This window comes from Campylobacter sp. CFSAN093227 (genome assembly GCF_012897855.1).
Taxonomy (GTDB): domain Bacteria; phylum Campylobacterota; class Campylobacteria; order Campylobacterales; family Campylobacteraceae; genus Campylobacter_D; species Campylobacter_D jejuni.
In genome coordinates this window covers 425737-451573 of record NZ_CP040610.1, presented here as the reverse complement: position 1 = coordinate 451573, position 25837 = coordinate 425737, and the positions used below count along the sequence as shown (strand labels likewise).

Annotated in this window: 22 protein-coding genes, 5 tRNA genes and 1 pseudogene; 5 read left to right on the top strand and 23 right to left on the bottom strand. The window is 32.3% G+C overall.

Annotation, left to right across the window (positions count from 1 at the left end):
• Positions 1-13: 13 nt before the first annotated feature.
• The 19 genes and pseudogenes from rpoC to nssR all read right to left on the bottom strand — a co-directional run bounded on the left by rpoC (position 14) and on the right by nssR (position 16636).
• The gene (rpoC, locus tag FBF06_RS02380; protein WP_052796999.1) at positions 14-4567 is read right to left on the bottom strand and encodes a DNA-directed RNA polymerase subunit beta'; all 4554 of its coding nucleotides are present in this window, start codon (positions 4565-4567) and stop codon (positions 14-16) included.
• Positions 4560-8696, bottom strand: coding sequence for a DNA-directed RNA polymerase subunit beta (gene rpoB / locus FBF06_RS02375; protein WP_002859036.1), 4137 nt, complete (start codon positions 8694-8696; stop codon positions 4560-4562). The genes rpoC and rpoB overlap by 8 nt, the downstream gene beginning before the upstream one ends.
• A 108-nt stretch (positions 8697-8804) precedes the next feature.
• Positions 8805-9182, bottom strand: a complete 378-nt coding sequence (gene rplL, locus FBF06_RS02370) for a 50S ribosomal protein L7/L12 (RefSeq protein WP_002859903.1) — start codon at positions 9180-9182, stop codon at positions 8805-8807.
• Between the two features lie 20 nt (positions 9183-9202).
• Positions 9203-9682, bottom strand: coding sequence for a 50S ribosomal protein L10 (gene rplJ / locus FBF06_RS02365; protein ID WP_002857585.1), 480 nt, complete (start codon positions 9680-9682; stop codon positions 9203-9205).
• Positions 9683-9833: 151 nt separating this feature from the next.
• Positions 9834-10535 (bottom strand): 50S ribosomal protein L1, encoded by a 702-nt coding sequence (gene rplA / locus FBF06_RS02360; protein WP_002854928.1) that lies wholly within the window; start codon positions 10533-10535, stop codon positions 9834-9836.
• A 54-nt stretch (positions 10536-10589) separates the two neighbouring features.
• Positions 10590-11015, bottom strand: a complete 426-nt coding sequence (gene rplK, locus FBF06_RS02355; protein ID WP_002779452.1) for a 50S ribosomal protein L11 — start codon at positions 11013-11015, stop codon at positions 10590-10592.
• A gap of 25 nt (positions 11016-11040) precedes the next feature.
• Positions 11041-11574 (bottom strand): transcription termination/antitermination protein NusG, encoded by a 534-nt coding sequence (nusG, locus tag FBF06_RS02350; protein WP_002851098.1) that lies wholly within the window; start codon positions 11572-11574, stop codon positions 11041-11043.
• A 9-nt stretch (positions 11575-11583) separates the two neighbouring features.
• On the bottom strand, positions 11584-11763 hold the full coding sequence (gene secE, locus FBF06_RS02345; RefSeq protein ID WP_002869529.1) for a preprotein translocase subunit SecE: 180 nt from the start codon (positions 11761-11763) through the stop codon (positions 11584-11586).
• A gap of 18 nt (positions 11764-11781) precedes the next feature.
• A tRNA-Trp gene (locus FBF06_RS02340) sits at positions 11782-11857 on the bottom strand.
• A 12-nt stretch (positions 11858-11869) separates the two neighbouring features.
• Positions 11870-12028: a 50S ribosomal protein L33 gene (gene rpmG, locus FBF06_RS02335; protein ID WP_002793551.1), complete on the bottom strand. Its 159-nt coding sequence runs from the start codon at positions 12026-12028 to the stop codon at positions 11870-11872.
• Positions 12029-12080: 52 nt separating this feature from the next.
• A complete protein-coding gene (gene tuf, locus FBF06_RS02330) occupies positions 12081-13280 on the bottom strand; it encodes an elongation factor Tu (RefSeq protein WP_002857603.1) in 1200 nt (399 codons plus the stop codon).
• 68 nt (positions 13281-13348) lie between these two features.
• A tRNA-Thr gene (locus tag FBF06_RS02325) sits at positions 13349-13423 on the bottom strand.
• Positions 13424-13527: 104 nt separating this feature from the next.
• Positions 13528-13604 (bottom strand) — tRNA-Gly (locus FBF06_RS02320).
• A 6-nt stretch (positions 13605-13610) separates the two neighbouring features.
• Positions 13611-13696: transfer RNA gene (locus tag FBF06_RS02315), tRNA-Tyr, on the bottom strand.
• A 49-nt stretch (positions 13697-13745) separates the two neighbouring features.
• Positions 13746-13821, bottom strand: a tRNA-Thr gene (locus FBF06_RS02310).
• A gap of 91 nt (positions 13822-13912) precedes the next feature.
• Positions 13913-14673 (bottom strand): annotated as a pseudogene (locus tag FBF06_RS02305) (amino acid ABC transporter ATP-binding protein).
• Between the two features lies 1 nt (position 14674).
• A complete protein-coding gene (locus FBF06_RS02300; protein WP_002857607.1) occupies positions 14675-15331 on the bottom strand; it encodes an amino acid ABC transporter permease in 657 nt (218 codons plus the stop codon).
• Positions 15324-16025: an amino acid ABC transporter permease gene (locus FBF06_RS02295; protein ID WP_002859900.1), complete on the bottom strand. Its 702-nt coding sequence runs from the start codon at positions 16023-16025 to the stop codon at positions 15324-15326. The genes FBF06_RS02300 and FBF06_RS02295 overlap by 8 nt, the downstream gene beginning before the upstream one ends.
• A 14-nt stretch (positions 16026-16039) precedes the next feature.
• Positions 16040-16636, bottom strand: coding sequence for a nitrosative stress-sensitive transcriptional regulator NssR (gene nssR / locus FBF06_RS02290; protein WP_052783272.1), 597 nt, complete (start codon positions 16634-16636; stop codon positions 16040-16042).
• A gap of 95 nt (positions 16637-16731) precedes the next feature.
• Between nssR and ctb the strand changes: the two genes are divergently transcribed.
• Complete coding sequence (ctb, locus tag FBF06_RS02285) at positions 16732-17115, top strand: truncated hemoglobin Ctb (protein ID WP_002857624.1); 384 nt, start codon at positions 16732-16734, stop codon at positions 17113-17115.
• Here the strand turns inward: ctb and recG are convergent.
• From recG to FBF06_RS02270, 3 genes are read right to left on the bottom strand one after another with little or no spacing between them, the layout of a single operon-like run.
• The gene (gene recG, locus FBF06_RS02280; protein ID WP_002857483.1) at positions 17112-18935 is read right to left on the bottom strand and encodes an ATP-dependent DNA helicase RecG; all 1824 of its coding nucleotides are present in this window, start codon (positions 18933-18935) and stop codon (positions 17112-17114) included. The genes ctb and recG overlap by 4 nt on opposite strands.
• Positions 18925-20145: a pitrilysin family protein gene (locus FBF06_RS02275; protein WP_168977515.1), complete on the bottom strand. Its 1221-nt coding sequence runs from the start codon at positions 20143-20145 to the stop codon at positions 18925-18927. The genes recG and FBF06_RS02275 overlap by 11 nt, the downstream gene beginning before the upstream one ends.
• Positions 20145-21191, bottom strand: a complete 1047-nt coding sequence (locus FBF06_RS02270; RefSeq protein ID WP_002857333.1) for a dehypoxanthine futalosine cyclase — start codon at positions 21189-21191, stop codon at positions 20145-20147. Before FBF06_RS02270 ends, FBF06_RS02275 begins: the two co-directional genes overlap by 1 nt.
• 73 nt (positions 21192-21264) lie before the next feature.
• Here FBF06_RS02270 and FBF06_RS02265 point away from each other — a divergent pair, with 73 nt between their 5' ends.
• A complete protein-coding gene (locus FBF06_RS02265; protein WP_168977514.1) occupies positions 21265-22452 on the top strand; it encodes an MFS transporter in 1188 nt (395 codons plus the stop codon).
• A 15-nt stretch (positions 22453-22467) separates the two neighbouring features.
• Here FBF06_RS02265 and nusA read toward each other — a convergent pair whose 3' ends face one another.
• Positions 22468-23556, bottom strand: coding sequence for a transcription termination factor NusA (gene nusA / locus FBF06_RS02260; protein WP_002859895.1), 1089 nt, complete (start codon positions 23554-23556; stop codon positions 22468-22470).
• Positions 23557-23682: 126 nt separating this feature from the next.
• On the opposite strand from nusA, the gene FBF06_RS02255 reads away from it, so the two are divergent.
• From FBF06_RS02255 to FBF06_RS02245, 3 genes are read left to right on the top strand one after another with little or no spacing between them, the layout of a single operon-like run.
• Positions 23683-23925: an HP0268 family nuclease gene (locus tag FBF06_RS02255; RefSeq protein ID WP_002851103.1), complete on the top strand. Its 243-nt coding sequence runs from the start codon at positions 23683-23685 to the stop codon at positions 23923-23925.
• Entirely contained in the window at positions 23922-25223 is a 1302-nt protein-coding gene (gene miaB, locus FBF06_RS02250; RefSeq protein WP_052795889.1) for a tRNA (N6-isopentenyl adenosine(37)-C2)-methylthiotransferase MiaB, read from the top strand. Before FBF06_RS02255 ends, miaB begins: the two co-directional genes overlap by 4 nt.
• The gene (locus FBF06_RS02245; protein WP_032582525.1) at positions 25207-25836 is read left to right on the top strand and encodes a lysophospholipid acyltransferase family protein; all 630 of its coding nucleotides are present in this window, start codon (positions 25207-25209) and stop codon (positions 25834-25836) included. Before miaB ends, FBF06_RS02245 begins: the two co-directional genes overlap by 17 nt.
• Position 25837: the final 1 nt, after the last annotated feature.

Genomic DNA, 25837 nt, shown 5'->3' with positions numbered 1-25837 from the left:
ATAAAATAGAGTTTTATTCTTGTTCTTTAAGTTTTAAATTTTGTTCGCCATAAAGCCCTGTTCCAACAGGAATCATTCTACCTAGAATAACATTTTCTTTTAAATCTTCTAAGTAGTCAAATTTACCTGCTATACTTGCTTCAGTTAAAACTTTGGTAGTTTCTTGGAATGAAGCCGCAGAAATCACACTATCACTTCCAATCGCTGCTCTTGTTACACCTAAAAGCACAGGCTCGGCAATAGCTGGTTCTCCACCCATTCTAATGATTCTTTCATTTTCTTCACGGAATTTACGTCTTGAAACCAAATCACCTTCAATAAATTTCGTATGTCCACTATCTACAACTTTTACTTGTCTTAGCATTTGAGAAACGATAACTTCTATATGTTTATCAGAAATCACAACACCTTGTCCGCGATAAACTTGCTGAATTTCAGAAATCAAATAATAATGCAAGGCTTTTTCACCTAAAATTTTAAGCACATCATGACTCGAAACAACTCCATCTGTAAGTTTTTCACCTGCATGAATAAACTCTCCATCTCTTACTTGAATATGTTTTGATTTGTCGATTAAATACTCAGCACTTGTTCCATCTTCTGCTTGGATAATAATTCTTTCTTTAGAACGCAAAGGCTTATCAAAACGAACAACACCATCAATTTCTGCAATCACAGCCGCATTTTTTGGTTTTCTTGCTTCAAAAAGTTCAGAAACTCTTGGAAGACCTCCTGTAATATCCTTTGATTTAGCTGCTGCTTTTGGAGTTTTTGCTAAAATATCTGCTTGAGCAATTTTATCGCCATCATGAACAAAAATAACGGTTTTTGGTTCAAGGTGATAACGCACAGCTTTATCACCTTTTCCTGCAATTACCAAAGTTGGTCTAACTCCGCTAGGTAAATACTCATTAATTACTAAAGAACGCTTACCTGTAGCTTCATCAATTTGCTCATCAGCACTATAACCTGCTTCAATATCCTCAAAGCTTACAACACCATCAATTTCTGCAATGATAGTATTATTATAAGCATCCCATTCTGCAATCACTTTTCTTTCTTTTTTAGGAGCACTTGCAATGATAGTATTTGCGTCATCGATTTTTTCACTATCGTTAAATTCTATCTTAGATTCTCTTGGGATATAGTGTCTTTTTGCTTCTCTATCATTTTCATCAGCAATCACTACAAAGAATCCTTTTTCTTTAACAATATCACCTTTTTTAACATTTTTTACTCTATCTAAACCATCGCCTTTAAGGATGTAAAATTTGAGTGTTCCTTTTTCGCCTGCTTTGATATTTTGAACTACAGGCTCGCCATCTTCTACTAAAATTTCACTCGCAAAAGGAATACGATTTGGTACATTCCAACCCTCTTTAATCACTTCTACGATACTTTCATTTTCTTCTACTTGCATGCCGCTTTGATATGGCAAATAAAGTTTTCCATCTATACTGCCACTTACACCTGCTAATTCATTTGGTTTAGCAAGATCGTATTTTCTTAATATGTATTTTACTTCTTGTTTTTTATCTTTAATAGAAACAATCACATCTTCATGAATATTTTCTACATTAATCACACCTTTAAATGGAGTTTTGATTTTTGGCTCCACAAGTAAAACCGCCGCATTTCTACGATTTGCTACGATATTTTTACCTTCTTTGTTTTTATAAGTTTTAAGATTATAAAATCTTATAAAACCTTCTTTTTGTGCGCTTACTTGTCTATCTTGTAAATCCGTACTTGCAGTTCCCCCGCTATGGAAAGTTCTTAGAGTTAGCTGCGTTCCTGGTTCACCGATAGATTGAGCGGAAATAATTCCCACTGCTTCGCCTGGTTTTACTAATTTACCTTCACCAAGATTGATACCATAACATTTTGCACAAATTCCTTTTTTAGCTTTGCAGGTAATAGGAGTGCGGATATTGACACTTTTTATACCGCTTTCGCCAAGAATTTTTGCTTTTTCCTCATCCATTAAAGTACCTTCTGCAAAAAGCACAGAATTTGTAATAGGATCAATCACATCCTCAGCTAAAACCCTGCCTAAAATTCTTTCTTCTAAAGTTTCTATAATAGAACTATCTGCGGTAATTTCATTGATTTCAACACCCTCATGTGTTCCACAATCTTCAATGGTAATTTTTACATTTTGTGCAACATCGATGAGTTTTCTTGTCAAATAACCCGCATTTGCTGTTTTAAGAGCGGTATCTGCAAGACCTTTTCTAGCACCGTGAGTTGAAATAAAGTATTCAAGAACATTTAGCCCTTCACGGAAATTTGAAATAATAGGCGTTTCAATAATAGAACCATCAGGTTTGGTCATAAGTCCTCTCATCGCAGCAAGCTGAGAAATTTGAGCTGCACTACCCCTAGCACCAGAATCTGCCATCATATAAATAGAGTTAAAACCTTCTTTATCTTTTTCTACAAGCTTCATCATTTCTTTTGAAAGAACATTGTTTGTACTTTTCCAAATATCAATGATTTTATTGTATCTTTCCCCTGAAGTAATCAAACCGAGATTATAAGAATTTTGAATTTCTCTTACTTGTTTTTTTGCTTCATCGATAGCTTTTTGTTTATCATTAGGAACAATAATATCTGCAATCGAAATTGAAATACCTGCTTTAGTTGCATATTCAAAACCTAAATTTTTAAGTCTATCCAAGAAACTTGCTGTAATCTCTAAACCACCTTGTTTATAAACATAATCCACAAGCGCAGCAATGTCTTTTTTCTTTAAGACTTTATTCCAGCTATTTTCAGGCACAAAATCAGGTAAAATGGATTTAATAATCAATCTTCCTGCTGTAGTGGTAATCTTTCTACCATCTACCATAGTTTGTATACTCGCATGAATATCCAAACACTTGCTTTCAAGCGCCATCATCACTTCATCAATGCCTGTACAAATTTTATGCGAACCTTTAGCACCGGCTTTTTCCAATGAAAGATAATAAATTCCTAAAACCATATCTTGCGATGGAACGGTTACAGACTTACCGCTTGCTGGCAAAAGAATATTCATTGATGAAAGCATAAGCACCTTACATTCCGCAATGGCCTCTTGAGAAAGTGGCACATGCACCGCCATTTGATCCCCATCAAAGTCTGCGTTAAATGCTGCACAAACCAAAGGATGAAGTTGTATAGCCTTACCTTCCACTAAAACAGGATGAAAAGCTTGAATAGAAAGTTTATGTAAAGTAGGCGCACGGTTTAGCATAACAGGATGCCCTTTTACTACCTCTTCTAAACATTCCCAAACTTCATTGGTTTTATTTTCTATCATTTTTTTAGCTTGTTTTACTGTGGTTGCATAACCTTTTTCTTCAAGCTTAGCTAAAAGATGTGGCTTAAAGAGCTCTAAAGCCATTTTTTTAGGTAAACCACATTGATCCATTCTAAGTTTTGGACCTACAACAATAACGCTACGACCTGAGAAATCCACCCTTTTACCTAGTAGATTTTGCCTAAAACGTCCTTGTTTCCCTTTGATGATTTCACTTAAAGATTTTAATGGGCGTTTATTTGCTCCTTTTACAGCATTAGCACGACGACCGTTGTCAAAAAGTGCATCAACAGCCTCTTGAAGCATTCTTTTTTCATTTCTGATAATGATTTCAGGTGCATCAAGTTCCATAAGTTTTTTAAGACGTGTATTTCTATTGATAACACGACGATATAAGTCATTCACATCAGAAACTGCAAATTTTCCACCATCTAAAGCCACTAAAGGACGCAAATCTGGCGGTAAAACTGGAAGATTTGTAATCATCATCCATTCAGGACGATTTGGTACGGCTTCATCACTATCGGTATTGGCGTTTAAATTTGAATTTAAGAAATTTTCTACTACTTTTAAGCGTTTAATGATGGTTTTTTTCTTAGCCTCTGAATTTGTAGCCGCCATTTCTTCTTTAAGCTGATTTAAAAGTGCCACAAGATCTAAATTTGCAAGTAAATCACGAACAACTTCTCCACCCATTCTTGCTTTAAAGCCACTATTTTCATAGCGTTGCATTAAATTTTGATATTGCTCTTCGTTTAAAACATCACAATATTCTACTTTTTTGGTGCTTTCATTATCATAGAAAGCATCGCCTGGATTTTCAACGATATAAGCTTCATAATAAAGCACACGCTCAAGATCTTTCATCTTAACACCCAAAAGCGTTCCTATACGGCTTGGAAGAGAATTAACATACCAAATATGAGCCACAGGAGTTACAAGCTCGATATGCCCCATTCTAGAACGACGCACTTTTGAATTTGCTACTTCAACACCACATTTTTCACACTTAACGCCTTTAAAACGCATTTTTTTGTATTTACCACAAAGACACTCATAATCTCTTATAGGTCCAAAAATCTTTGCACAAAAAAGCCCATCTCTTTCAGGCTTTAAGGTTCTATAATTAATAGTTTCTGGTTTTTTTACTTCTCCATAAGACCATGATTTGATTTTTTCAGGACTTGCAAGTCTTAGTTGAAATGCTTCAAAATCTCTAGGTCTTGCATCTTCTTTAATTTCTATTACTTTAAATTTACTCATTATCTTCATCCTTATCAAAAATCTCAACATCTAAAGCAAGAGATTTAAGCTCATTGGTTAATACAAAAAATGTTTCAGGAATTCCTGTTGCTGGAACATTTTCACCTTTTGTCAATGCTTTATAAGCACTAAATCTACCTTCTACATCATCTGATTTTATGGTTAACATTTCTCTTAAAGTGTGAGCCGCTCCATAAGCTTCAAGTGCCCAAACTTCCATTTCTCCAAATCTTTGTCCCCCAAAGAGTGCTTTACCACCCACAGGTTGTTGGGTAACCAAGCTATAAGGTCCTGTACTTCTTGCATGAACTTTTTCATCAACCAAGTGATGGAGTTTTAGCATATACATACATCCTACATGAACACGCTCTGCAATTTTTTCACCTGTGCGTCCATCATAAAGTTCTGTTTTGCCGTCCATATCTATCTTGGCCATTTTAAAAAGCTTGCTAAATTCTTCTATATTTACACCTTCAAAAACAGGAGTAGAAAATTTAACTCCTTTACTCCAGTCTCTAGCATAGTTTAAAAGCTCTTCATCGCTTAAGCTTTTAATAAATTCTTTTTCGTTTGCAAGTCTTGGAATAGAACAAATTTCAAGCATTTTCGCTCTTAATTCTTTAAGAAAATCTTTTTGCTTTCTATCAAAAATTTCTTGAATTTGATCCCCAAGTCTAAGTCCAACTAAACCTAAATGACTTTCTAAAATTTGACCTATATTCATACGACTTGGAACGCCAAGTGGATTAAGCGCAATATCCACGCTCTTACCATTTGGCAAATAAGGCATATCTACTTCAGGAACTATAGTTGAAACTATACCTTTATTTCCATGACGTCCTGCCATTTTATCACCGACTTTAAGCTTTCTTTTTGTAGCAATATAAACTTTAACAAGCTTAATTACCCCACTTGGTAAAATATCATCTTTTTCTAAAATTTCAAGCTTTTCATCGTGTTCTGCTTTTAATTTTTTCTTCTCATTTTGGAAATGATTTTTTAAATCATCGTATTCTTTTTGAATCTCTTTAGAATAAGCTTTAATCAAAGTTGTTAAAGTAAAACGATTGATTTTTTCAAGTTCGCTAATATCTGCAGTTTGTCCTTTTTTATAATTTTTATCTCCAATTTTTTGATCGCTATTTAAAGAGGCTTTGGAAAGAAGAGCACAAACACGAAGCATTTCTTCTCTATCCATCATCAAAAGTCTATCATGATGCTCTTTTTCTAAAGCCATTTTTTCTTTATCATAAGATTTTATTGCGCGATCATCTTTTTCATAGCCTTTTTTAGTGAAAATTTTAACATCCACAACAACACCCTCTAAAGAAGCGGTTGCATAAAGGGATTTATTCACAACATGTCCTGCTTTTTCTCCAAAAATCGCTCTTAAAAGTCTTTCTTCAGGAGTTGGTTTAACCTCACCTTTTGGAGAAACCTTACCCACCAAAATCATACCTGGTTTGATATGGGTACCAATTTTTGCAATACCGCTCTCATCAAGATGCGCAACATCTTCTTCTTTTACATTTGGAATATCTTTGGTAATTTCTTCTATACCGTCTTTTAGTTCTCTTGCTTCAATTTCTTTTTCATAAATGTGCACGCTTGTAAAAGTATCTTCACGAATAATTCTCTCACTTACAACTATAGCATCCTCATAGTTATAACCATTCCAAGGCATAAAAGCGATTAAAGCATTTTTACCTATAGCAAGTTCGCCTTGATCCATAGAAGGACCATCTGCGATAATTTGTCCTGCTTTTACTATATCACCTTTTTTAACAATAGGGTGTTGAATATAATTTGTATTTTGATTGGTTCTTAAATTTTTCTCCATAGTGTAATGGTCAATAAATGGACCTTTATCATCTTCACCTAAAATGAAAATGCTTTTATTATCCACTTTCTCAACCACACCGCCACGCTTTGCTTTAACAGCTTCCCAAGCATCACGCGCAATAATTTGTTCCATACCTGTTCCTACTATCGGAGCTGAAGCAGTAAGAAGTGGCACAGCTTGACGTTGCATGTTTGAACCCATTAGTGCTCTGTTTGCATCATCGTGCTCTAAAAACGGAATCAAAGAAGCCGCAACCCCAACAACCATACCTGAGCAAAGATCGATTAATTGCACTTCTTCGCGTCTTGCAAGTATAGTTTCACCATCTTGTCTAGCCTCAACAAATTCTTCTACTATATTGCCTTTAGCATCAACCTTAGTTGAAGCTGGTGCGATAAATAAGCCTTCTTCTTGTGTTGCTGTAAGATAAACAACTTCATTAGTCACTTTACCATTTACAACTTTTCTATATGGTGCTTCAACAAAGCCAAGTTCGTTTACTTTTGCATAAGTAGAAAGAGTGTTAATCAAACCAATATTTTGACCTTCAGGTGTTTCAACTGGACAAATTCTACCATAATGTGTCGCGTGAACATCACGCACTTCAAAACCTGCTCTTTCTTTTACAAGTCCACCTTCACCAAGCGCTGATAAACGACGCTTATGAGTAACCTCGCTTAAAGGGTTGGTTTGATCCATAAATTGCGAAAGCTGACCTCCTGTAAAAAATTCAATGATAGTTGTAGTAATCATTTTAGGATTGATTAAATCATAAGGCATTACTTTATCAAGATCCGCATTTAAAGAAGTAAATTTATCTCTGATCGCCTTTTGCATTTTTGCAAGACCTAAATGAAGTTCATTGGCTAAAAGTTCACCTATAGAACGGATACGACGATTTCCTAAATGATCTCTATCATCAATATGTCCTTTACCATTTTTTACTTTAATTAAATATTTTGCAGTTTTAATAATATCTTCATTAGTCAAAACAGTAACATACTCAGGTACTTCAAGACCTAATTTATGGTTCATTTTCATACGACCTACCTTGGTAAGATCGTATCTTTCAGGATTGAAGAATAAATCATTTACAAAAGCCTTCGCTGCATCTTTTACCACAGGTTCACCTGGGCGCATAACTTTGTAAATTCTAATCGCAGCTAAATCATTTTCATCATCGATATTTTCACTTTGTTTAAGAAGTTTTAGAGTTTCTCCATCTTGAGCAAAGGAGTTAATAATCGCTGCATCAACGCCATTAGCCAAGTCATTTGCTATATCAAAACTTTTTTGCTCTTTAATCTTAGCAAGCTTACTCTCATCTAACAAAGTTAAAGAATCAAATAAAACCTCTCCACTTTCTTTATCAATAATAGGATTTGCTAAATAACGATTAAGTAAAATTTCTACAGGATATTCTATCCATTTTAAACCGTCTTTAATAAGCTGTTCTGCTTTTTTCTTTGTAAGTCTTTTTCCAGCTTGATGAACGATTTTTCCTTTTTCATCTTTAATATCATATTCTATTCTATCCATAAAATCATTTGGATTAAATTCTGTTAAAAATTTATCTTTTTTCACATGTATAGTCTGAATAGGATAAAACAACTTAATAATATCTTGTTTTTTATACCCTAAAGCTCTAAAAAGCATAGTTACAGGAACTTTTCTACGCTTATTGATTCTTACATACAAAACATCTTTGGCATCGTATTCAAAATAAAGCCACGAACCACGATCAGGAATAATTTGTGCTGTATAAACAAGCTTATTTGCAACCGTTGAACTTTCTTCTTCTTTAAAAATAACACCAGGGCTTCTATGTAATTGATTTACAACCACCCTCTCAACCCCATTAATGATAAAAGATACACGATCTGTCATTAAAGGAATTTCGCGGATATAAATTTCTTGTTCTTTAATATCTTTTACGCCAACTTTTTCCCCTGTTTTTTCATCTTTTTCATGCAGAGTAAGACGGATTTTCATTTTTAAATTTACAGAATAAGTCAAACCTCTTTCCATGCATTCGCGAATGGTATATTTTGGCTTGCCTATTTCACTACTAACATATTCAAGACTCAATCTATTTTGCGGATCATGAATAGGAAAAATTGATTTAAAAACTTTTTCTATGCCACTTTCACCATTATCAAGATTTAAAAAATAATCAAAACTCTTTTTTTGTAATTGTAGAAGATTTGGGATTTCTATTTGTTTTGAAATGTTTGAGAAGTCTACTCTTAAACGATTTCCTAATTTATTATCTAACATATCGCACATACCTCATGGTAAATTTTGTAAATTTAAAAAAGAAGACCTAAAAATTAGGTAAAAATAAAAAAAGAAGACTTGCCTTGGCAAATCTTCTTCTAACTTTAAAGCTTAAAATTACTTAAGTTCTACTTTAGCACCAGCTTCTTCAAGTTGTTTTTTAGCTTCCTCAGCTTCAGCTTTAGCCACACCCTCTTTTAGAGTTGAAGGAGTTTGCTCAACTGCATCTTTTGCTTCTTTAAGACCAAGGCCTGTAAGAGCACGAACGATTTTAATAACTTCAATCTTTTTAGCACCGCCATCAGTTAAAACGATATCAAATTCAGTTTTTTCTTCAGCAGCAGCTGCAGCACCACCAGCTGCAGCACCACCAGCTATCATTACAGGAGCAGCAGACACACCAAATTTTTCTTCAAACTCTTTTACAAGTTCTGATAACTCAAGAACACTTAAATTTGAAATATATTCTAATACATCTTCTTTAGAGATTGCCATTTTTTATCCTTTTATTTAATTTATTCAGATTCTTTTTTATTTTTAAGCGCATTTAAACCTATTGTGAAATTGGTAATTGGCGCATTCCAAACTTGCAAAAGCATAGCAAGCAACTCATTGCGTGAAGGCATTTTAGCAAGAGCTTTAACCTTAGCAACATCTGCAACTTCACCTTCAATATGAGCTGTTTTGATTTCAAATTTATCGTTATTTTCTTCAAATTTAGCAGCTACTTTTGAAACACCTAGCTGATCTTCGCCCCAAAGATAAATATTTGTATCTTTAAGAACTAGACCTGTTTTACCGGAATTGTTAAGAGCAATGTTAGCCAAAGTATTTTTAACAATTTGAACTTTTACATTGTTTTCTCTTGCATTATTTCTAAGCTCTTCTAGTTTTTTTGTGCTAAGACCTCTGTAATTACAAACTACAATAGCTTCACTAGCTTTAAAACCTTCTTCAAGTTTAGCAATAATCTCAACTTTTTCGCTTCTAGTCACATTTTCTCCTTTCCGATTGAGATTTCAAGTAGAGTGGAAATCCAATTAAGCTTACGCCTCGACTATCTTCAATCTAAAATAAACATCTCAAAAAATCAAAAATTTTTTCAAATGTTTATTTTAAAACAAAAGAGTTGCAAAAAAGCAACTCTTATTTCATATCAAGCAATTCTTGTGTTTCAAGCTTTACAGAAGGGCTCATTGTCAAAGATAAAGCCGCATTTTTAATATATCTACCTTTAGCTGCAGCAGGTTTATGTTTGTTAATTGCCTTTACAAAAGTGCTAACATTGTCCCATAATTGTTCTTTGGAAAAACTTACTTTACCAAGACCTGCATGGATATTTCCTTGCTTATCAACACGGAAATTTACCTGACCACTTTTTGCATTATTAACTGCTTGAGCAACATCCATAGTCACTGTTCCAGTTTTAGGATTTGGCATTAAACCTTTTGGCCCTAAAATTCTACCAACTTTACCAACAAGTCCCATTAAATTTGGAGTAGCAATCAAAACATCAAAATTCATATTACCTTTTTGAATTTCTTCTACTAAATCATCGCTACCCACAATATCTGCACCAGCATTTTTCGCTTCATCAGCTTTTGCGTCTTTTGCAATTACAGCAACACGAACTTTTTTACCCGTTCCAGCAGGTAAAACAACAGATCCTCTTACCATTTGATCTGCATGTCTTGGATCAACATTAAGTTTTAAAGCAATTTCTACAGTCTCATCAAATTTAGCAGACTTTAAAGTCTTTATTGTATCAATTGCATCGCTTAAAGCATACTCTTTATTTGAATCAATTTTTTGTGATAATTCTTTTAATCTTTTTGCTATCTTAGCCATTTATTTTCTCCGCATTTTAAAGTGCTACCGCCTTTTACCTTGGCGGTGAAAGGATTAATCTACGATTTCAACACCCATAGAACGAGCTGAACCTGCAATAATTTTAGCAGCTTGATCTCTATCTTTAGTATTTAAATCTGCAATTTTCTTATCTACTATTTCTAAAACTTGAGCACGAGTTAACTTACCCACCTTATTTTTAAGTGGATTATCCGTACCTTTAGAAATTCCAGCTGCTTTTTTGATCAAATCCGTAGCTGGCGGTTGTTTTGTAATAAAAGTAAAACTTTTATCTGCATAAACAGTGATAACAACAGGGATATTAAAACCTGCCATATCTTTTGTTCTTTCATTAAAAGCCTTACAAAACTCCATAATATTAACACCTTGCTGACCCAAAGCAGGACCAACAGGTGGTGATGGGTTTGCTTTTGTGGCAGCAATTTGCAATTTAATTTCGCCTACGACTTTTTTAGCCATAACAAATCTCCTTACTTGATATAAATTAAATTATTTTCTCAACTTGAGAATATAAGATCTCCACTGGAGTTGAACGTCCAAAAATAGAAACATTTAATTTTAATAAACCACGAACCATATCATACTCTTCTACAATTGCAGTAAAGTTTGCAAATGGCCCTTCTGTGATTCTCACATTTTCCCCTTCTTCAAAAGAAATCTTTGGTTTAGGCGCTGCACGATTGTGAACTTTTTCCAAAATCAAATTAATATCTTTTTCTGTTAAAGGGGTTGGCTTTTTGGATTCTCCAATAAAACGACCAACCTTTGGAAGAGATTGAATGCGATGCCAAAGCTCTGTATTTAAATCAAGAAGTGCAAAAACGTATCCTGAATACAAACTTCTTTCGCTAATCTTCTCCTTTCCATTCTTAAATTCAATAACATCTTCAGTTGGAACAACAATTTCTTTAAGTTGTTCTTCAATTCCGTTATCTTTTACTAAATTTTCAATGGCTCTTTTAACTGCCATTTCACTGCCAGCATAAGTTTGAATTGCATACCATTTATGAGTACTCATTTACTCTCCTTATACGATCGCAGAAACAATAGAGGACATAAGCCAATCCACTAACGCCAAAAACAAAGAAATCACCACAACAACCACAAAAACTGTAATATAGGCATTTCTTACCTGTTCTTTTAAAGGAAAAATTACTTTCCTTAATTCGGCTTTTGATAATTTAAAATAAGTTATTAATTTTTCCATTTATTTAAACCTTAATTATGGCAGGGCAAGAGGGATTCGAACCCCCAACCATCGGATTTGGAATCCGGCGCTCTACCGTTGGAGCTATTGCCCTAAGGGCGCAAGCTTAACTTTTTAGCTTAACTTCTTTGTGAAGTGTATGTTTTTTTAATCTTGGGCAATATTTTTTTAATTCTAATTTTTCAGTAGTATTTTTACTATTTTTATAGGTGCTATAATTAATATCACCACATTCTTCACACTTTAAACCAACTTTAATTCTCATTTCAATTTTCCTTAAAAAATTAAAGCCAAGCTTTTAACTTGGCTTTATTAAATTATTTAATAATTTTAGAAACAACACCTGAACCAACAGTTTTACCACCTTCACGAATAGCAAAACGAGTTCCTTCTTCAAGTGCTACTGGAGCGATCAAGCTTACAGTAATTCTCACATTTTCACCTGGCATAACCATTTCAACACCATCAGCTAATTTAATCGAACCTGTAACATCAGTTGTTCTTACATAAAACTGTGGTCTATAGTTGTTAAAGAATGGAGTATGTCTACCACCTTCATCTTTATTTAAGATATAAACTTCAGCTTCGAAGTCAGTGTGTGGAGTAATTGATTTTGGTTTAGCAAGAACCATACCACGGATAACTTCTTCTTTTTTAGTACCACGAAGAAGAACACCTACGTTATCTCCTGCTTCGCCTTGATCCATTTCTTTTCTGAACATTTCAACACCTGTTACAGTTGTTGTTTGAGTATCTTTAATACCAACGATTTCGATAGTATCACCTACTTTTACAACACCTTTTTCAATTCTACCTGTAACAACAGTACCACGACCTGAAATTGAGAAAACGTCTTCAATTGGCATCAAGAAGTCTTTTTCAGTATCACGAGTTGGAGTTGGAATATAGCTATCAACTGCAGCCATAAGATCCATAATTTTTGCTGACCATTCACCATCTTGTCCAGCTTTAGCTTCTTCAAGAGCTTTTAAAGCAGAACCAGAAATAATAGGTGTATCATCGCCTGGGAAATCATAAGAGCTTAATAATTCTCTAATTTCCATTTCAACTAACTCTAGAAGTTCAGTATCATCAACCATATCTGCTTTATTCATAAAAACAACAATATATGGAACACCTACTTGACGAGAAAGAAGAATGTGCTCTCTAGTTTGTGGCATAGGGCCATCTGCAGCAGAAACAACCAAGATCGCTCCATCCATTTGTGCAGCACCTGTAATCATGTTTTTAACATAATCTGCGTGACCTGGGCAGTCAACGTGTGCATAGTGACGATTGTCTGTTTCATATTCAATATGAGAAGTAGCAATAGTAATACCACGCTCTTTTTCTTCTGGAGCATTATCGATATTATCATAATCTTTAAGCTCTGCCAAACCTCTTCTAGAAAGAACAGCAGAAATAGCAGCTGTTAAAGTAGTTTTACCATGGTCAACGTGACCAATAGTACCAATATTTACGTGTGGCTTATTACGTGAAAATTTTTCTTTAGCCATTTTTTTCCTCCGTATAAAAAATAAATTGAGCAAAGCAAGTCTTATATCTATATAATTTTTTCAATTCATGGAGCTCATAGCGGGAATTGAACCCGCGACCTCTCCCTTACCAAGGGAGTGCTCTACCTCTGAGCTATACGAGCGCTCAGAAAAATTATACACAATAACAGACAACAAAAACTCTTAAATGGGATATATACTGTAAGTTAAAGGTTTTAAAATACAGCTCCCAGTTCTTTTAAATTATTGGAGCGGGAAACGGGACTCGAACCCGCGACCCTCAGCTTGGAAGGCTGATGCTCTAGCCAACTGAGCTACTCCCGCAAAGCATGGTGGTGAGTCGTGGATTCGAACCACGGAAGGCGAAAGCCAGCAGATTTACAGTCTGCCCTCGTTGGCCACTTGAGTAACTCACCATAAAAATATTGCTTTTTCAATATTCTGGTCAAACACTGCTAAAATAAATGGAGCTGGTTAAGGGACTTGAACCCCCGACCTGCTGCTTACAAGGCAGCTGCTCTACCAACTGAGCTAAACCAGCAAAAATAAAAGTAAGATTATAACTCAAAAAAAAAATTTTGTCAAGACTTTTTTAGTTTTTCTATAAAATTTTAGTCTTGTAAATTTTATTATCATAAACCAATATTATTTTTATCTATTTGTGATAATCAAATAAATTTAAAAATTTCTTTGCTCTTTCGCTTTTTGGATTTTTAAAAAAACTTTTAGGATCATTTTCTTCGATGATTTTTCCTTCATCCATAAAAATAATTTTATCTGCTACAGCTTTAGCAAAACCCATTTCATGAGTAACAATAAGCATAGTCATACCCTCTTTTGCAAGATTTAACATCACTTCTAAAACTTCTCTGACAATCTCAGGATCCAGCGCTGCTGTAACCTCATCAAAAAGCATTAACTCAGGATTCATGCATAAACTTCTTACTATAGCAATTCTTTGTTTTTGTCCTCCGCTAAGTTCTCTTGGATAAGCATGAATTTTATGCAAAAGCCCCACCTTTTCAAGCCAAATTTTAGCCTCTTGCAAAACCTCATCTTTCTTTCTTTTTTGCACTTTCATAGGCCCTAAAAGTATATTTTCTTCAACACTTAAATGCTCAAAAAGCTCATAAGATTGAAAAACCATACCAACTTTTTGACGCATTCTTGGCCATTCTTTGAAATCTTTATCTATTTTTTCATTGTCAATATAAATATTACCACTTGCAATCTCTTCAAGCCCATTAATACAACGCAAAAGCGTAGATTTTCCGCACCCACTAGGACCCAAAATCACCACAACTTCCTTATCCTTAACTTCTAAATTAATATCTTTTAAAGCATGATGCGAACCATAATACTTTTGTAAATTTTCTATTTTTAGTATACTCATTTTAGCTCCATTTTTTCTCTAATTTTCTTGAATATAAAGTGATAGGATAACAAAGTATAAAAAAGATAAAAAAAATCAAACCATAAATAATAAAAGGTGCAAAATCATTTCTATTATGAAATTCTATAATTTGTTGCCCTACTTTTACAAGCTCTACCGCGCCGATTAAATAAGCAAAGGTTGTACTTTTGATCATGCGAGTAAGTAAATTCATGCTCATAGGAGTTAAACGACGCATAGCTTGTGGAATAATAACATAAGCAAAACTTTGCACCGTATTTAAACCTAAAGATGATGCACTTTCATACTGATGTTTTGGAATACTCTGTAAGGAAACACGCACCAAATCCATCATCTCAAAACAACCCCAAATGCTAAAAACAATAATAGCTACACTTACAGAACTCAAATCCCACCCAAACCATCTAGGAAAACCAAAATACACCACAAAAAACCATACTAAAAGTGGCATAACACGTACAAATTCTAAACCTAAACGACAAAAAGCATAGATATAGGTATTTTTAAAACTCATTAAAATTCCCAAAAACAACCCGCCTATCGAAGTAATAATAGTGCTGATAAATGAAATTTCAAGAGTGACAAAAAGCCCTTGCCAGAGTCTTAAAAGCGTATCGGTATTTAAAAGTTCAAGCATAAAGCAACCTTTTTTCAAACTTTAGCAAAATAAAAGACAAAGGCAAAATAATGCACAAATATCCCATAAACAACAAAAACAATAGCTCATCTGTCTTATAGGTTAAGGAATTTAAACTCTTCATTAAATTCACCAAATCTGGCAAGGCAATAATGCTAACAACTGAAGTTTCTTTGATTAAAAATATAATATTAGCACTAATACTTGGCATAGAAATAGCCAAAGCTTGCGGCAAAATCACATAACGCAAATTTCCAAATTTTGAAAAACCCAAAGAAAGTCCTGCTTCAAACTGCTGTTTTCTTATGGCTTCAAATCCCGCCCTTAAACTCTCAGCCATATAAGAACCCCCTAAAAAACTAAGTCCTACTATAGCACAAGCAAAAGAAGGTCTTAAAGTTTCTTCTACGCTTAAACAAATTAAATTGAGCGGTGGAATTTGCTCTAAATGTATATTAAATTTAGGCAAAGCATAATATAAGAAAAAAAGTTGAATTAATAAAGGCGTATTTCTTGAAAACTCTATATAAAGCTTGCAAATATTTTCTAAAATTTTTATTTTAAAATAACTCATTAAAATGCAAAACAAGCCTATTATTAAAGAAAAAATAATTCCAAAAAAGCTTAGTTTTATCGTAAGCCAAGCAGCTGTTAAAAAAGCGGGAGCTTGAGCTAATATAAAATCAAAATCCATTCTCTACCTTAATTTTACCAAAGTTCTTTTATAATCATATCTTTATTTAAAATTTCAATTTTACCTTTTTTTGTATCAATAAGTTCTGAAATTTTAAGCTCTTTTAACACTCGAGATAAAGATTGCGCTCTAACATTTAAATCAATTGCGATTTGTTTTTGCGAAATTGTATCTAATTTTTTTTCATTTTCCAAAAGATACTTTAACAATCTCGTTCTTAAATCTAATGCATTTTGAGATAATTTCTTTTCTAAAATTTTGATTTTATCAAAAAGTGAGCTGATAAGTAAAAAATTGAATTCTTTATTTTCACTGCATAAATTTTGAAAATTAATAAAATCAATTTCCAAAATTTCTCCATCTTCTTCAAAGATGGCATTAGCAGGATAATTTAATTTTTTAAAAGCAGGCATTTCTGCTATAAAATTTGGAGGATTAAAATAATGCAAAGTAATTTCTTTATCACTTGATGTACTTTTATAAATGCGTATTTTTCCCTTGAGTAAAATAAAAAAATTTTTAGCCTCTTCGCCTTCATAAAATAAAATACTATTTTTTTGAAATTTTTTTAATTTTCCTACACTAGATAAAAGTTCTAAATAATCTTTCATTATATAATATTTTCCATTCTTAACTTATGTTAAATTTAATTTATCTTATTTTTGCTATATTAACGCCATAAAATTAACATTCAAGAAAGGCTTATATGAAATTTGAAACAATTAATCAAGAAAGCATAGCAAAACTCATGGAAATATTTTATGAAAAAGTTAGAAAAGATAAGGATTTAGGTCCTATTTTTAACAATGCTATTGGAACAAGTGATGAAGAGTGGAAAGAACATAAAGCAAAAATAGGAAATTTTTGGGCAGGCATGCTTTTAGGCGAAGGTGATTATAATGGGCAACCCTTAAAAAAGCATCTAGATCTACCTCCTTTTCCTCAAGAGTTTTTTGAAATTTGGCTAGGACTTTTTGAAGAAAGTTTAAATATAGTTTATAATGAAGAAATGAAAACAGTTATTTTACAGCGTGCACAAATGATAGCTTCACATTTTCAAAATATGCTTTATAAGTATGGTGGACATTAATTTGGCATTTTTTTTGCCAAATCTTTTTTTACCTTTTCTAAAATCTCCTCATCCTTAGAAAAATCAAAAAATTTAAACTCATTTCCATGTTGCATAAAACCATCGAGCAAATCTCCACTCAAACGGTTTTTAAGATCAAGCTCTGCTATTTTAAACCCATCTAAAGTGCTAGCAAATTCTTTTAAACGACTTGGAATTTCTTTAAGTTTAGTATAAAGATAACAAGTGCTTTTAAGCCCTACACGACCTACACGACCACGAAGTTGATGCAAGGTAGCAAGTCCTAAACGTTCCGCTCCTACAATCACTATCATACTCAATCTTGGCAAAGAAATGCCCACTTCCACCACTGTAGTGCTTAGTAAAATATTTCCCTCATCTCTAAAACGCTCTAAAATTTCATCTTTTTGTTTATCTTTCCCATGAGTTACAAAAACTTTTTCATAGTGACTCTGCCAATATTCTTTAGCCTGCTCTAAAGAAAGATAAGGAATATTATCACTAGCACTCACTAAGGGATAAATAATGATAATTTGATGATTTTTAGCGATTTCTTCTTTGATCTTCTCGCTAAGCTTAGAAAAGCCTTCATTTTGTATACAATAAGTTGTGATATCTTTTTTAAAAGGCATTTGTTTAATGAAACTAAAATTTAAAAGTTCAGATTGTATCATGCTTAAAGTTCTTGGAATAGGCGTAGCCGAAAACTGTATAAAATGAGGGGCAAATTCTTGTTTACTTAAAGAATAAATTTTCTCACGCTGAGCCGAGCCAAAACGATGTTGTTCATCTATCATTACAAGTACGGCATTATGGCTTTCTAAATGAATTAAAGCATGAGTACCTATAATAAGATTTGCTTTTTGAATATTTTGTTCTAAATCTTTTTCTTTTTTACCCCCTTTAATAAACAAAATATTCATAAAATCAGGCAAAAATTTCTTAGCCTCTTCATAAAGCTGATGCGCTAAAATACTAGTAGGTGCCATCAAAATAGCTTGTTTAGGATAAACCATCAAAGCCGCACCAAGCAAAACCAAGGTTTTACCACACCCTACATCACCCATAATTACACGCCTTCTAGCTTCTTTTGAATGCAAATCTTTTTCTATATCTTTTAAGGCATTAAGCTGATCTTTAGTAAGAGAAAAAGGCAAATCTTTAAGCCAATTAGCTATGTTAAAAACATTGATTTGATGAGCTTTAAAATGTGTTTTTTTAGCTTTTAAACGCTTTAAAAAATTATATATTTCTATATATTTTAAATCTTTGCTAAAATTTTGCAAATTTTCAAACATAAAAAAACTTTTTTCATCATAAGCATGCAAATTTAAAAGAAAATGTATATATTTATCCCCTATGCCACTTTCTTGTAAATTTTCATAATTAAGATATTTATGTATAAAAGCAGCAATTTTTGCATCTTTTAAACCTAAAATTTGGTACTTTGGACTAAAACCCTCAAAAGAAGTTAAAATTTTAGGATTGTTAAATTGCCAAGTATGATTAAAACGCGAGAGTTTAGCATTAAAAATAAGCCCTTTTCCTACCTTACAAATCCCAAAATGCCAAGCTCTAGGATGAAAAAACACAAAAGAAATATTTTCTTGCCATTCTTCACAAAAACCTAAACCAAAAAGTTGATTTTTTCTTGAACTAACGCTTTTTATAGTGATTTTTTGGGTGCAAATTTCATTTTCTTTAGGATTTTTACTTGGATTTAAATTTTCAATTTTTTTAGGTAAAAGAAGCGCTAAATCAATAGCACTTTTAATTTTTAATTTTTTAAAAAATTCAAAATCACTTTCTTTAATTTTCATTTTGTATGCTTGCAAAACTTATATTTAAAAGCTCTTGATGTTTGTTAATATAAGCATTGATGGTTTCAAGTTTAACCTTTTCCATAAGTTTTAACTCTTCTTTATAATATCCCAAATTTAAACCTTGATAAAATTCGTTAAAAGACATAGATAAACGCTTGCTTAAGCTTTCATAACGCAAAGGAGTTGATCCTATGAGAAAATTTTTAGCTTGATCAAGTTCATTTTGAGTCATGCCATTTTTTATAAAATCTTCAAAAAGCTCTTTTACGATTTTTTTAGCTTCTTTAGCGCTTTCATTTTTAGTTTGTAAATATCCAAAAACTCTAGAAAAAGACATATTCATATCAAGCATAGCATAAGCTGAGTATGCAAGACCTCTTTTAACACGAATTTCTTCCATAATCCTTGAACCAAACCCCCCTTGCCCTAGAACAAATAAAGCAATTTTTGCAAGATATAAATCCTTATCTTTAAAATCACCAAAAAAAGGCGTGGCAAAATAAATATAAGCTTGTTCGCTTTCTGGGCGTATCAAAATTTCATCTTTAATGTTTTTGCTTAATTCATATTTTTTTGGAGTATTTTTTTTGCCTATTTGAAGTTTTGATAATAGTTTTAAAAGATCTTCCTTGGCTTGTTTTTCTTCTAAATCTCCTCCTAAAATCACAACCAAATCACTAAGATGGATAAAATTTTTATAAAAATTTTGTAAATCTTTTAAAGATAAGATTTCTATACTTTTTTCATCTCCATCGTTTGAGCTTTGAAATTCTTTGCATTTAAAAATTTGAGCATTAAGTAAATTTTTTGCTAAATAATCAAAATCACTATTTTTACTCGCGAGCTCACCTAAAGCATTGATTTTTAATTTTTGCAAAATTTTTTCTTCTATTCTTGGTTTTAAAAGCAATTTTTCCAAGCTCTTTAAAGCAAAATCAAAATTTTCTTTTAAACAAGAAAGATTGATTTCCAAACTTTCAAAACCACTACTTGCCTCTAAATTTATCGCTCTAAATTCTAAATCTTTAAAAAATTTATCATCCACACCTTCATTTAAAATACGTGAAAACATCTTAGCTAAGCCTGCTATTTCATCATAACTTCTAGCGCAATTTCTAAAAACAAGCTTTAAAACAACAATAGGAAAATCAGAATTTTTTTCAAAAATAAAAGGGATTTTAACACCCCTACTGTCTAAATACTGCATTAAAACCTTTCTAAAATTTCATAAGCGGTATTGCGTTTAGCTGGATTTTCGCCTAAACTTCTAATCAGCCTTATCATCTCATCTTGATTCATTCTATAACTTGCTCCTGCAGCACTTACTACATTTTCTTCCATCATGGTTGAGCCTAAATCATTGGCCCCAAATTTTAAAGCAAGTTGACCTATAAGCGAGCCTTGAGTTACCCAAGAACTTTGCAAATTTTTAAAATTATCTAAATAAAGTCTTGCTAAAGCTAAAAGTCTTAAATACTTGTTAGAACTTTGTTTCATAATCTCTGGATGTTTTTGGATTAAAGCAGTATTATCACTTTGAAAGCTCCATAAAATAAAAGCTCTAAATCCCCCTGTTTCATCTTGCAATTTTCTCAAATGCTCAAAATGATCGATGATTTCTTCATCATTTTCAACCGTTCCAAACATCATAGTAGCTGTACTTTTCATGCCGATTTTATGAGCTTGGCGATGTACTTCTAACCAAGTAGCTGTATCACATTTATTTGGTGCGATAATATCACGCACCCTATCGCTTAGTACCTCAGCACCTGCTCCTGGTATAGAAAATAAACCTTTAGCTTGTAGTCTTTGAAGTACTTCAGTAATTGAAATTTTAGATGCCTTTGCGATATAAGCGATCTCAACCGCTGAAAAACCATGTACAGTGATATTTGGATAATGTTCTTTTATCCAAGAAACTAATTCTTCATACCATTCTATTTTTAATTTTGGGTGCACCCCGCCTTGAAAAAGAATTTGCGTACCCCCGATAGCTTCAAGCTCTTCTATCTTTTTGCCTATCTCTTCAAAGCTTAAAATATAAGCATCATCTTCTTTATGATGGCGATAAAAAGCGCAAAAAGAACAATCAATACAACAAACATTGGTATAATTAATATTTCTATCTACAACAAAAGTGGTGATTTTTTCAGGATGAAGTTCTAATTTTCTTTTATAAGCCATTTCTCCAAGTTCTGTTAAACTTGCATGGTGTAATAAATCTAAAGCTTCTTTTTTATCCAGTCTTTTCAAAATTTTTCCTTGTTTTTTACATAATTAAAATAATTATAGCATTTAAAATATAAATTATGCTATAGTTTCGCTTATGAATTACATTGAACTATTAAAAAATAATAAAAATATCAGAATATTAGCTTCGGTTCAGTTTATAGTATATTTTGGAGCATGGTTTTCTCAAACAGGAGTTTTTACCCTTTTGGTTGAGCTTAATGCTCCTACTTGGGCAACAGCTACAAGTGCTATGCTTGCTTTTTTACCTGGAGTTTTACTTGCTCCTATTAATGGCGTCATAGTAGAGAAAAATAAACCTAAAAAACTTTTACTCAGCATGATTAGCATAGAATTAATTTCTATTTTTTGTCTTATTTTTGTCACAAATCTTAGTATGCTTTGGCTTTTGTTTATTTTAATTTTCATAAGACTTTGTGTTGCTTCGATTTATTTTCAAGCTGAAATGAGTTTATTGGCCAAAATTTTAACCCCTCAAGAACTTAAACTCGCTAATGAAATGCACAGTGTCATTTGGGCGATTTCTTATACAGCAGGTATGGCAAGTGCGGGAATTTTTATTTATTTTCTAGGAGTTAAAACCGCTTTTTTATTTGACTGTATGCTTATACTCATAGGCATTTCTTTTTTAGTAAGATTAAGCATTCCTGATTTTCATCACAAAACACAAAGTCGCTTTTTTACTATGATAAAAGAAGGATTTTTCTATGTTTTAAATAATAAAATAATTTTTCATCTTATCTTGCTTCACGCTTTTATAGGTTTAACTGCTTATGAAACCTTGGTTACGCTTTTAGCACAACATCAATACAAAGAAGTTTTATCTGCTGCTTTAGTAATAGGGTTTTTAAATGCGGTACGTGCTTGTTCTTTAGCTATAGGGCCTATGGTTTTAAGCAAATTTATTAATAATAAAAATTTATTTTATATGTATCTTGGTCAAGGCTTGGGTATTATACTTTGGGCTTTAACTCAATTTAATTTTTATATTTCTTTTTTAGGTTTAATTGGTGCAGGTTTTTTTACCTCAGCGCTTTGGGCTTATACCTACACCATGATACAAAAAAATGCTGACAAAGAATATCATGGTAGAGTGATCGCTTATACAGATATGATTTATCTTAGTTTTAGCGCTATTATTTCAATGCTTATGGGCTTTTTATTTGAAATAGGCTTGAGTTTAAAACTGATTACAGGTTTATTGGGTATGATTTTTATCTTTGCGGCATTTTATTGGAAGTGGTTTTATAAAAAATATTTGTGAAAATTCACAAATATTTTAAATTTTAAACAAATCTTGAAGATTTTTCATTGCTTCTTCATTGCTGATGGCATTATTTAGCTGCGATGAGCTTAATTCATTGAGCTCTATTTCATAACCACTTAACATAGAAGCAAGGCGAATATTAATACCATTTTTTCCTATAGCTTTGCTTTTTTGTTCGCTATTTAAACTTACAATAGCTTTTTTATCTTCAATTTTTACAGAATTTACAATAGCAGGAGCCAAGGCACGAGAAATTAAAATTTCACTCTCATTTGTAAATTCTATACAATCAATATTTTCATTATGAAGCTCTTTGCTTACCGCATTAATTCTTACACCTTTAACACCTACTGTAGCTCCTACAGGATCGATATTTGCTCCATTGGCCTGAAGAATGATTTTTGCTCTTTCACCTGGAATTCTAGCACATCCTATAATATTGACATAACCATCTTTGATTTCTGGAACCTCAGCTTCAAGTAAACATTCTAAAAATTTAGGACTTGTACGACTAAGCTCGATTTTAATACCTTTATCTGTATAAACACGGCGTATCACAGCTTTTACCACATCACCTATTTTAAATTTTTCCCCTTTAATGCGATTTTTTCTCGGTAAAAAAGCTCTTAATTCATCTATTTCAATAAAAGTATTTTCTTCATTATCCACTCTAACAACTGTACCAAAAACCATTTGCCCTACTTTGTTTTTATATTTTTCAAAAATAGTTTGTTCTAATAATTTTTGTATATGATATTCAAGTTCTTTATGCAAGGTATTTACCGCAGTTCTTCCTAAATTTTCCAAAGAACATTCATAGGTTAATTCATCTCCTATTTCAACATCTGGAGCTTCTGATTTTGCCTTACTTAACGCGATAAAACTCTCACTTTTATTTTGCAATCTCTCGTCATTATCTGCTACTATGGTAATTTTTTGATAAAGATTTAAATTTTTAGGATCCACAAAAAACTCATATTCTTGTCCATAAATTCTTTTTGCAGTATTGATTAAAGCGGTAGCTACCTTTTCTCTTACATTCTCTAAGTTTAAATTTTTTTCATTAGCAATAGATTCGATAATATCTGCTATCTTTTCCATATTTTATAAAACCTTTTTTGTGGGAAATTTAAAAATGTAGATAAAAATTATATCCTTAATAAGTTTAATTAAAAGTAAAATTTGCTAAAATTATAGATTAAAATGAAAATTCTTAAGGATTTAGCTATGGAATTAAAATTGGCAAGAACTTTGATTAATGAAAAACCTAAAAATATTAGCCTAGAAAAAATCGAAGAGGCTATAGAAAAAGAAGGACAAAAGTTTTTTTATTTTGATAAAGATAATACACACAAACAACTCATTGCCCTTGTAAATCATTTTGAAAAAAAAGGAGTAAGCATTTATCATAGAACCGTAAAATACGGACTTGATGATAATGATTTTATGTATGAGGTACATATTCTTTGAGTGCTAAAAAACTTTTTATCCAAACTTTAGGTTGTGCGATGAATGTTAGAGATTCTGAGCATATGATCGCAGAATTAACACAAAAAGAAAATTACGCACTAACAGAAGATATCAAAGAAGCAGATCTTATTCTTATCAATACCTGTTCAGTGCGTGAAAAACCTGTGCATAAACTTTTCTCAGAAGTAGGTGGTTTTGAAAAAGTTAAAAAAGAAGGTGCTAAAATAGGAGTTTGTGGATGTACTGCATCGCATTTGGGAAATGAAATTTTCAAACGTGCTCCTTATGTGGATTTTGTTCTAGGAGCAAGAAATATTTCCAAAATCACTCAAGCTATAAAAACTCCAAAATTTATGGGCGTGGACATAGACTATGATGAAAGTGAATTTGCTTTTGCAGATTTTAGAAATAGTATTTATAAATCCTATATTAATATCTCCATAGGTTGTGACAAACACTGCACTTATTGTATAGTGCCACATACTAGAGGAGATGAAATTTCCATACCTTTTAACATCATCTACAAAGAAGCTCAAAAAGCTATTGAAAAAGGCGCTAAAGAGATTTTCTTGCTAGGACAAAATGTCAATAACTATGGCAAAAGATTTAGAAACGAACATAAAAAAATGGACTTTTCAGATCTTTTAGAAGAACTTAGCACTATAGAAGGTTTGGAACGCATTCGCTTTACAAGTCCACATCCTTTGCACATGGATGATAAATTTTTAGAAGTTTTTGCCAATAATCCAAAAGTTTGCAAATCCATGCACATGCCTTTACAAAGCGGCTCAAGTGAAATTTTAAAAGCTATGAAGCGTGGCTATACTAAAGAATGGTATTTAAATAGAGCTTTAAAACTTAGAGAACTTTGTCCAAATGTTAGCATTTCTACAGACATTATTGTAGCTTTTCCAGGGGAAAGTGAAAAAGATTTTGAAGAAACTATGGATGTTTTGGAAAAAGTGCGTTTTGAACAAATTTTTTCTTTTAAATACTCCAAACGCCCTTTAACAAAAGCCGCAACCATGCCTAATCAAATCGATGAAGAAACAGCTTCAAGAAGACTTGGCACCTTACAAAATCGTCATAGTGAAATTTTAGATGAAATTGTAAAAAAACAAGAAAATAAAACTTTTAAAGTTTTATTTGAAGAATTAAGAGCAGGCAATAGCATTGCTGGAAGAACAGATAATAATTTTTTAGTTCAAGTTGAAGGTAGCGAAGAACTTTTAGGGCAATTTAAAGAAGTAAAAATAACTAATGCAAAGCGTATGGTTTTATATGGGGAAATCGTTTAAAATCCATTGCTTAACATATATAATTTTCATCTTGCAATGGCTTATTTTTTTAAGCTGTAAAAAGCACTATAAAGGTGAAAAAGTTGACCGTAAAGCTGGTGTGATACTTTTTTGGCATGGAAAATTAGCACTCATGCCTTTTGCGTTTAGACATTATAGACAAAAAAATAAAAAAGCCTATGTCATGATCTCCCACCATAAAGATGGAGAACAAATTGCAAAAATCATCAAGCTTTTCGGTCTTGATACTGTAAGAGGAAGCACTTCAAGGGGTGCTAGCAGTGCACTTAGAGCTGCATTTAAAGTTTTAGAACAAAATGACGATATAATTATCACGCCCGATGGTCCACGAGGGCCTTATCATAGTATTTCAGATGGTTCTATCATTTTGGCTCAAAAAAAAGAACTAAAGATAAGAATTTTAAACTATGAAGCAAATCGTTTTTGGAAATTTAAAAGTTGGGATAAGATGATCTTGCCAAAACCTTTTAGTAGGATTACTTATAGTCTAAGTGAACCTTTGGATATTTTATCTTTAGATAAAGAAAAAGCTAAAGAATTTCTAATGGAACAATTTGATAAAATTAGCTTAGCTGATCAATTTAAGGAATGAA

Excerpts from the sequence above, each read along its gene's own strand:
- nssR (WP_052783272.1), bottom strand. The coding sequence starts at position 16,636 with ATGAAAGATTATTTAGAACTTTTATCTAGTGTAGGAAAATTAAAAAAA.
- nusG (WP_002851098.1), bottom strand. The coding sequence starts at position 11,574 with ATGAGTACTCATAAATGGTATGCAATTCAAACTTATGCTGGCAGTGAA.
- rplL (WP_002859903.1), bottom strand. The coding sequence starts at position 9,182 with ATGGCAATCTCTAAAGAAGATGTATTAGAATATATTTCAAATTTAAGT.
- FBF06_RS02300 (WP_002857607.1), bottom strand. The coding sequence starts at position 15,331 with ATGCTTGAACTTTTAAATACCGATACGCTTTTAAGACTCTGGCAAGGG.
- FBF06_RS02295 (WP_002859900.1), bottom strand. The coding sequence starts at position 16,025 with ATGGATTTTGATTTTATATTAGCTCAAGCTCCCGCTTTTTTAACAGCT.
- FBF06_RS02245 (WP_032582525.1), top strand. The coding sequence starts at position 25,207 with ATGGGGAAATCGTTTAAAATCCATTGCTTAACATATATAATTTTCATC.
- rplK (WP_002779452.1), bottom strand. The coding sequence starts at position 11,015 with ATGGCTAAAAAAGTCGTAGGCGAAATTAAATTGCAAATTGCTGCCACA.
- tuf (WP_002857603.1), bottom strand. The coding sequence starts at position 13,280 with ATGGCTAAAGAAAAATTTTCACGTAATAAGCCACACGTAAATATTGGT.
- rpoB (WP_002859036.1), bottom strand. The coding sequence starts at position 8,696 with ATGTGCGATATGTTAGATAATAAATTAGGAAATCGTTTAAGAGTAGAC.
- FBF06_RS02255 (WP_002851103.1), top strand. The coding sequence starts at position 23,683 with ATGGAATTAAAATTGGCAAGAACTTTGATTAATGAAAAACCTAAAAAT.
- FBF06_RS02265 (WP_168977514.1), top strand. The coding sequence starts at position 21,265 with ATGAATTACATTGAACTATTAAAAAATAATAAAAATATCAGAATATTA.
- nusA (WP_002859895.1), bottom strand. The coding sequence starts at position 23,556 with ATGGAAAAGATAGCAGATATTATCGAATCTATTGCTAATGAAAAAAAT.
- rpoC (WP_052796999.1), bottom strand. The coding sequence starts at position 4,567 with ATGAGTAAATTTAAAGTAATAGAAATTAAAGAAGATGCAAGACCTAGA.
- FBF06_RS02275 (WP_168977515.1), bottom strand. The coding sequence starts at position 20,145 with ATGCAGTATTTAGACAGTAGGGGTGTTAAAATCCCTTTTATTTTTGAA.
- recG (WP_002857483.1), bottom strand. The coding sequence starts at position 18,935 with ATGAAAATTAAAGAAAGTGATTTTGAATTTTTTAAAAAATTAAAAATT.
- ctb (WP_002857624.1), top strand. The coding sequence starts at position 16,732 with ATGAAATTTGAAACAATTAATCAAGAAAGCATAGCAAAACTCATGGAA.
- secE (WP_002869529.1), bottom strand. The coding sequence starts at position 11,763 with ATGGAAAAATTAATAACTTATTTTAAATTATCAAAAGCCGAATTAAGG.
- rplA (WP_002854928.1), bottom strand. The coding sequence starts at position 10,535 with ATGGCTAAGATAGCAAAAAGATTAAAAGAATTATCACAAAAAATTGAT.
- rpmG (WP_002793551.1), bottom strand. The coding sequence starts at position 12,028 with ATGAGAATTAAAGTTGGTTTAAAGTGTGAAGAATGTGGTGATATTAAT.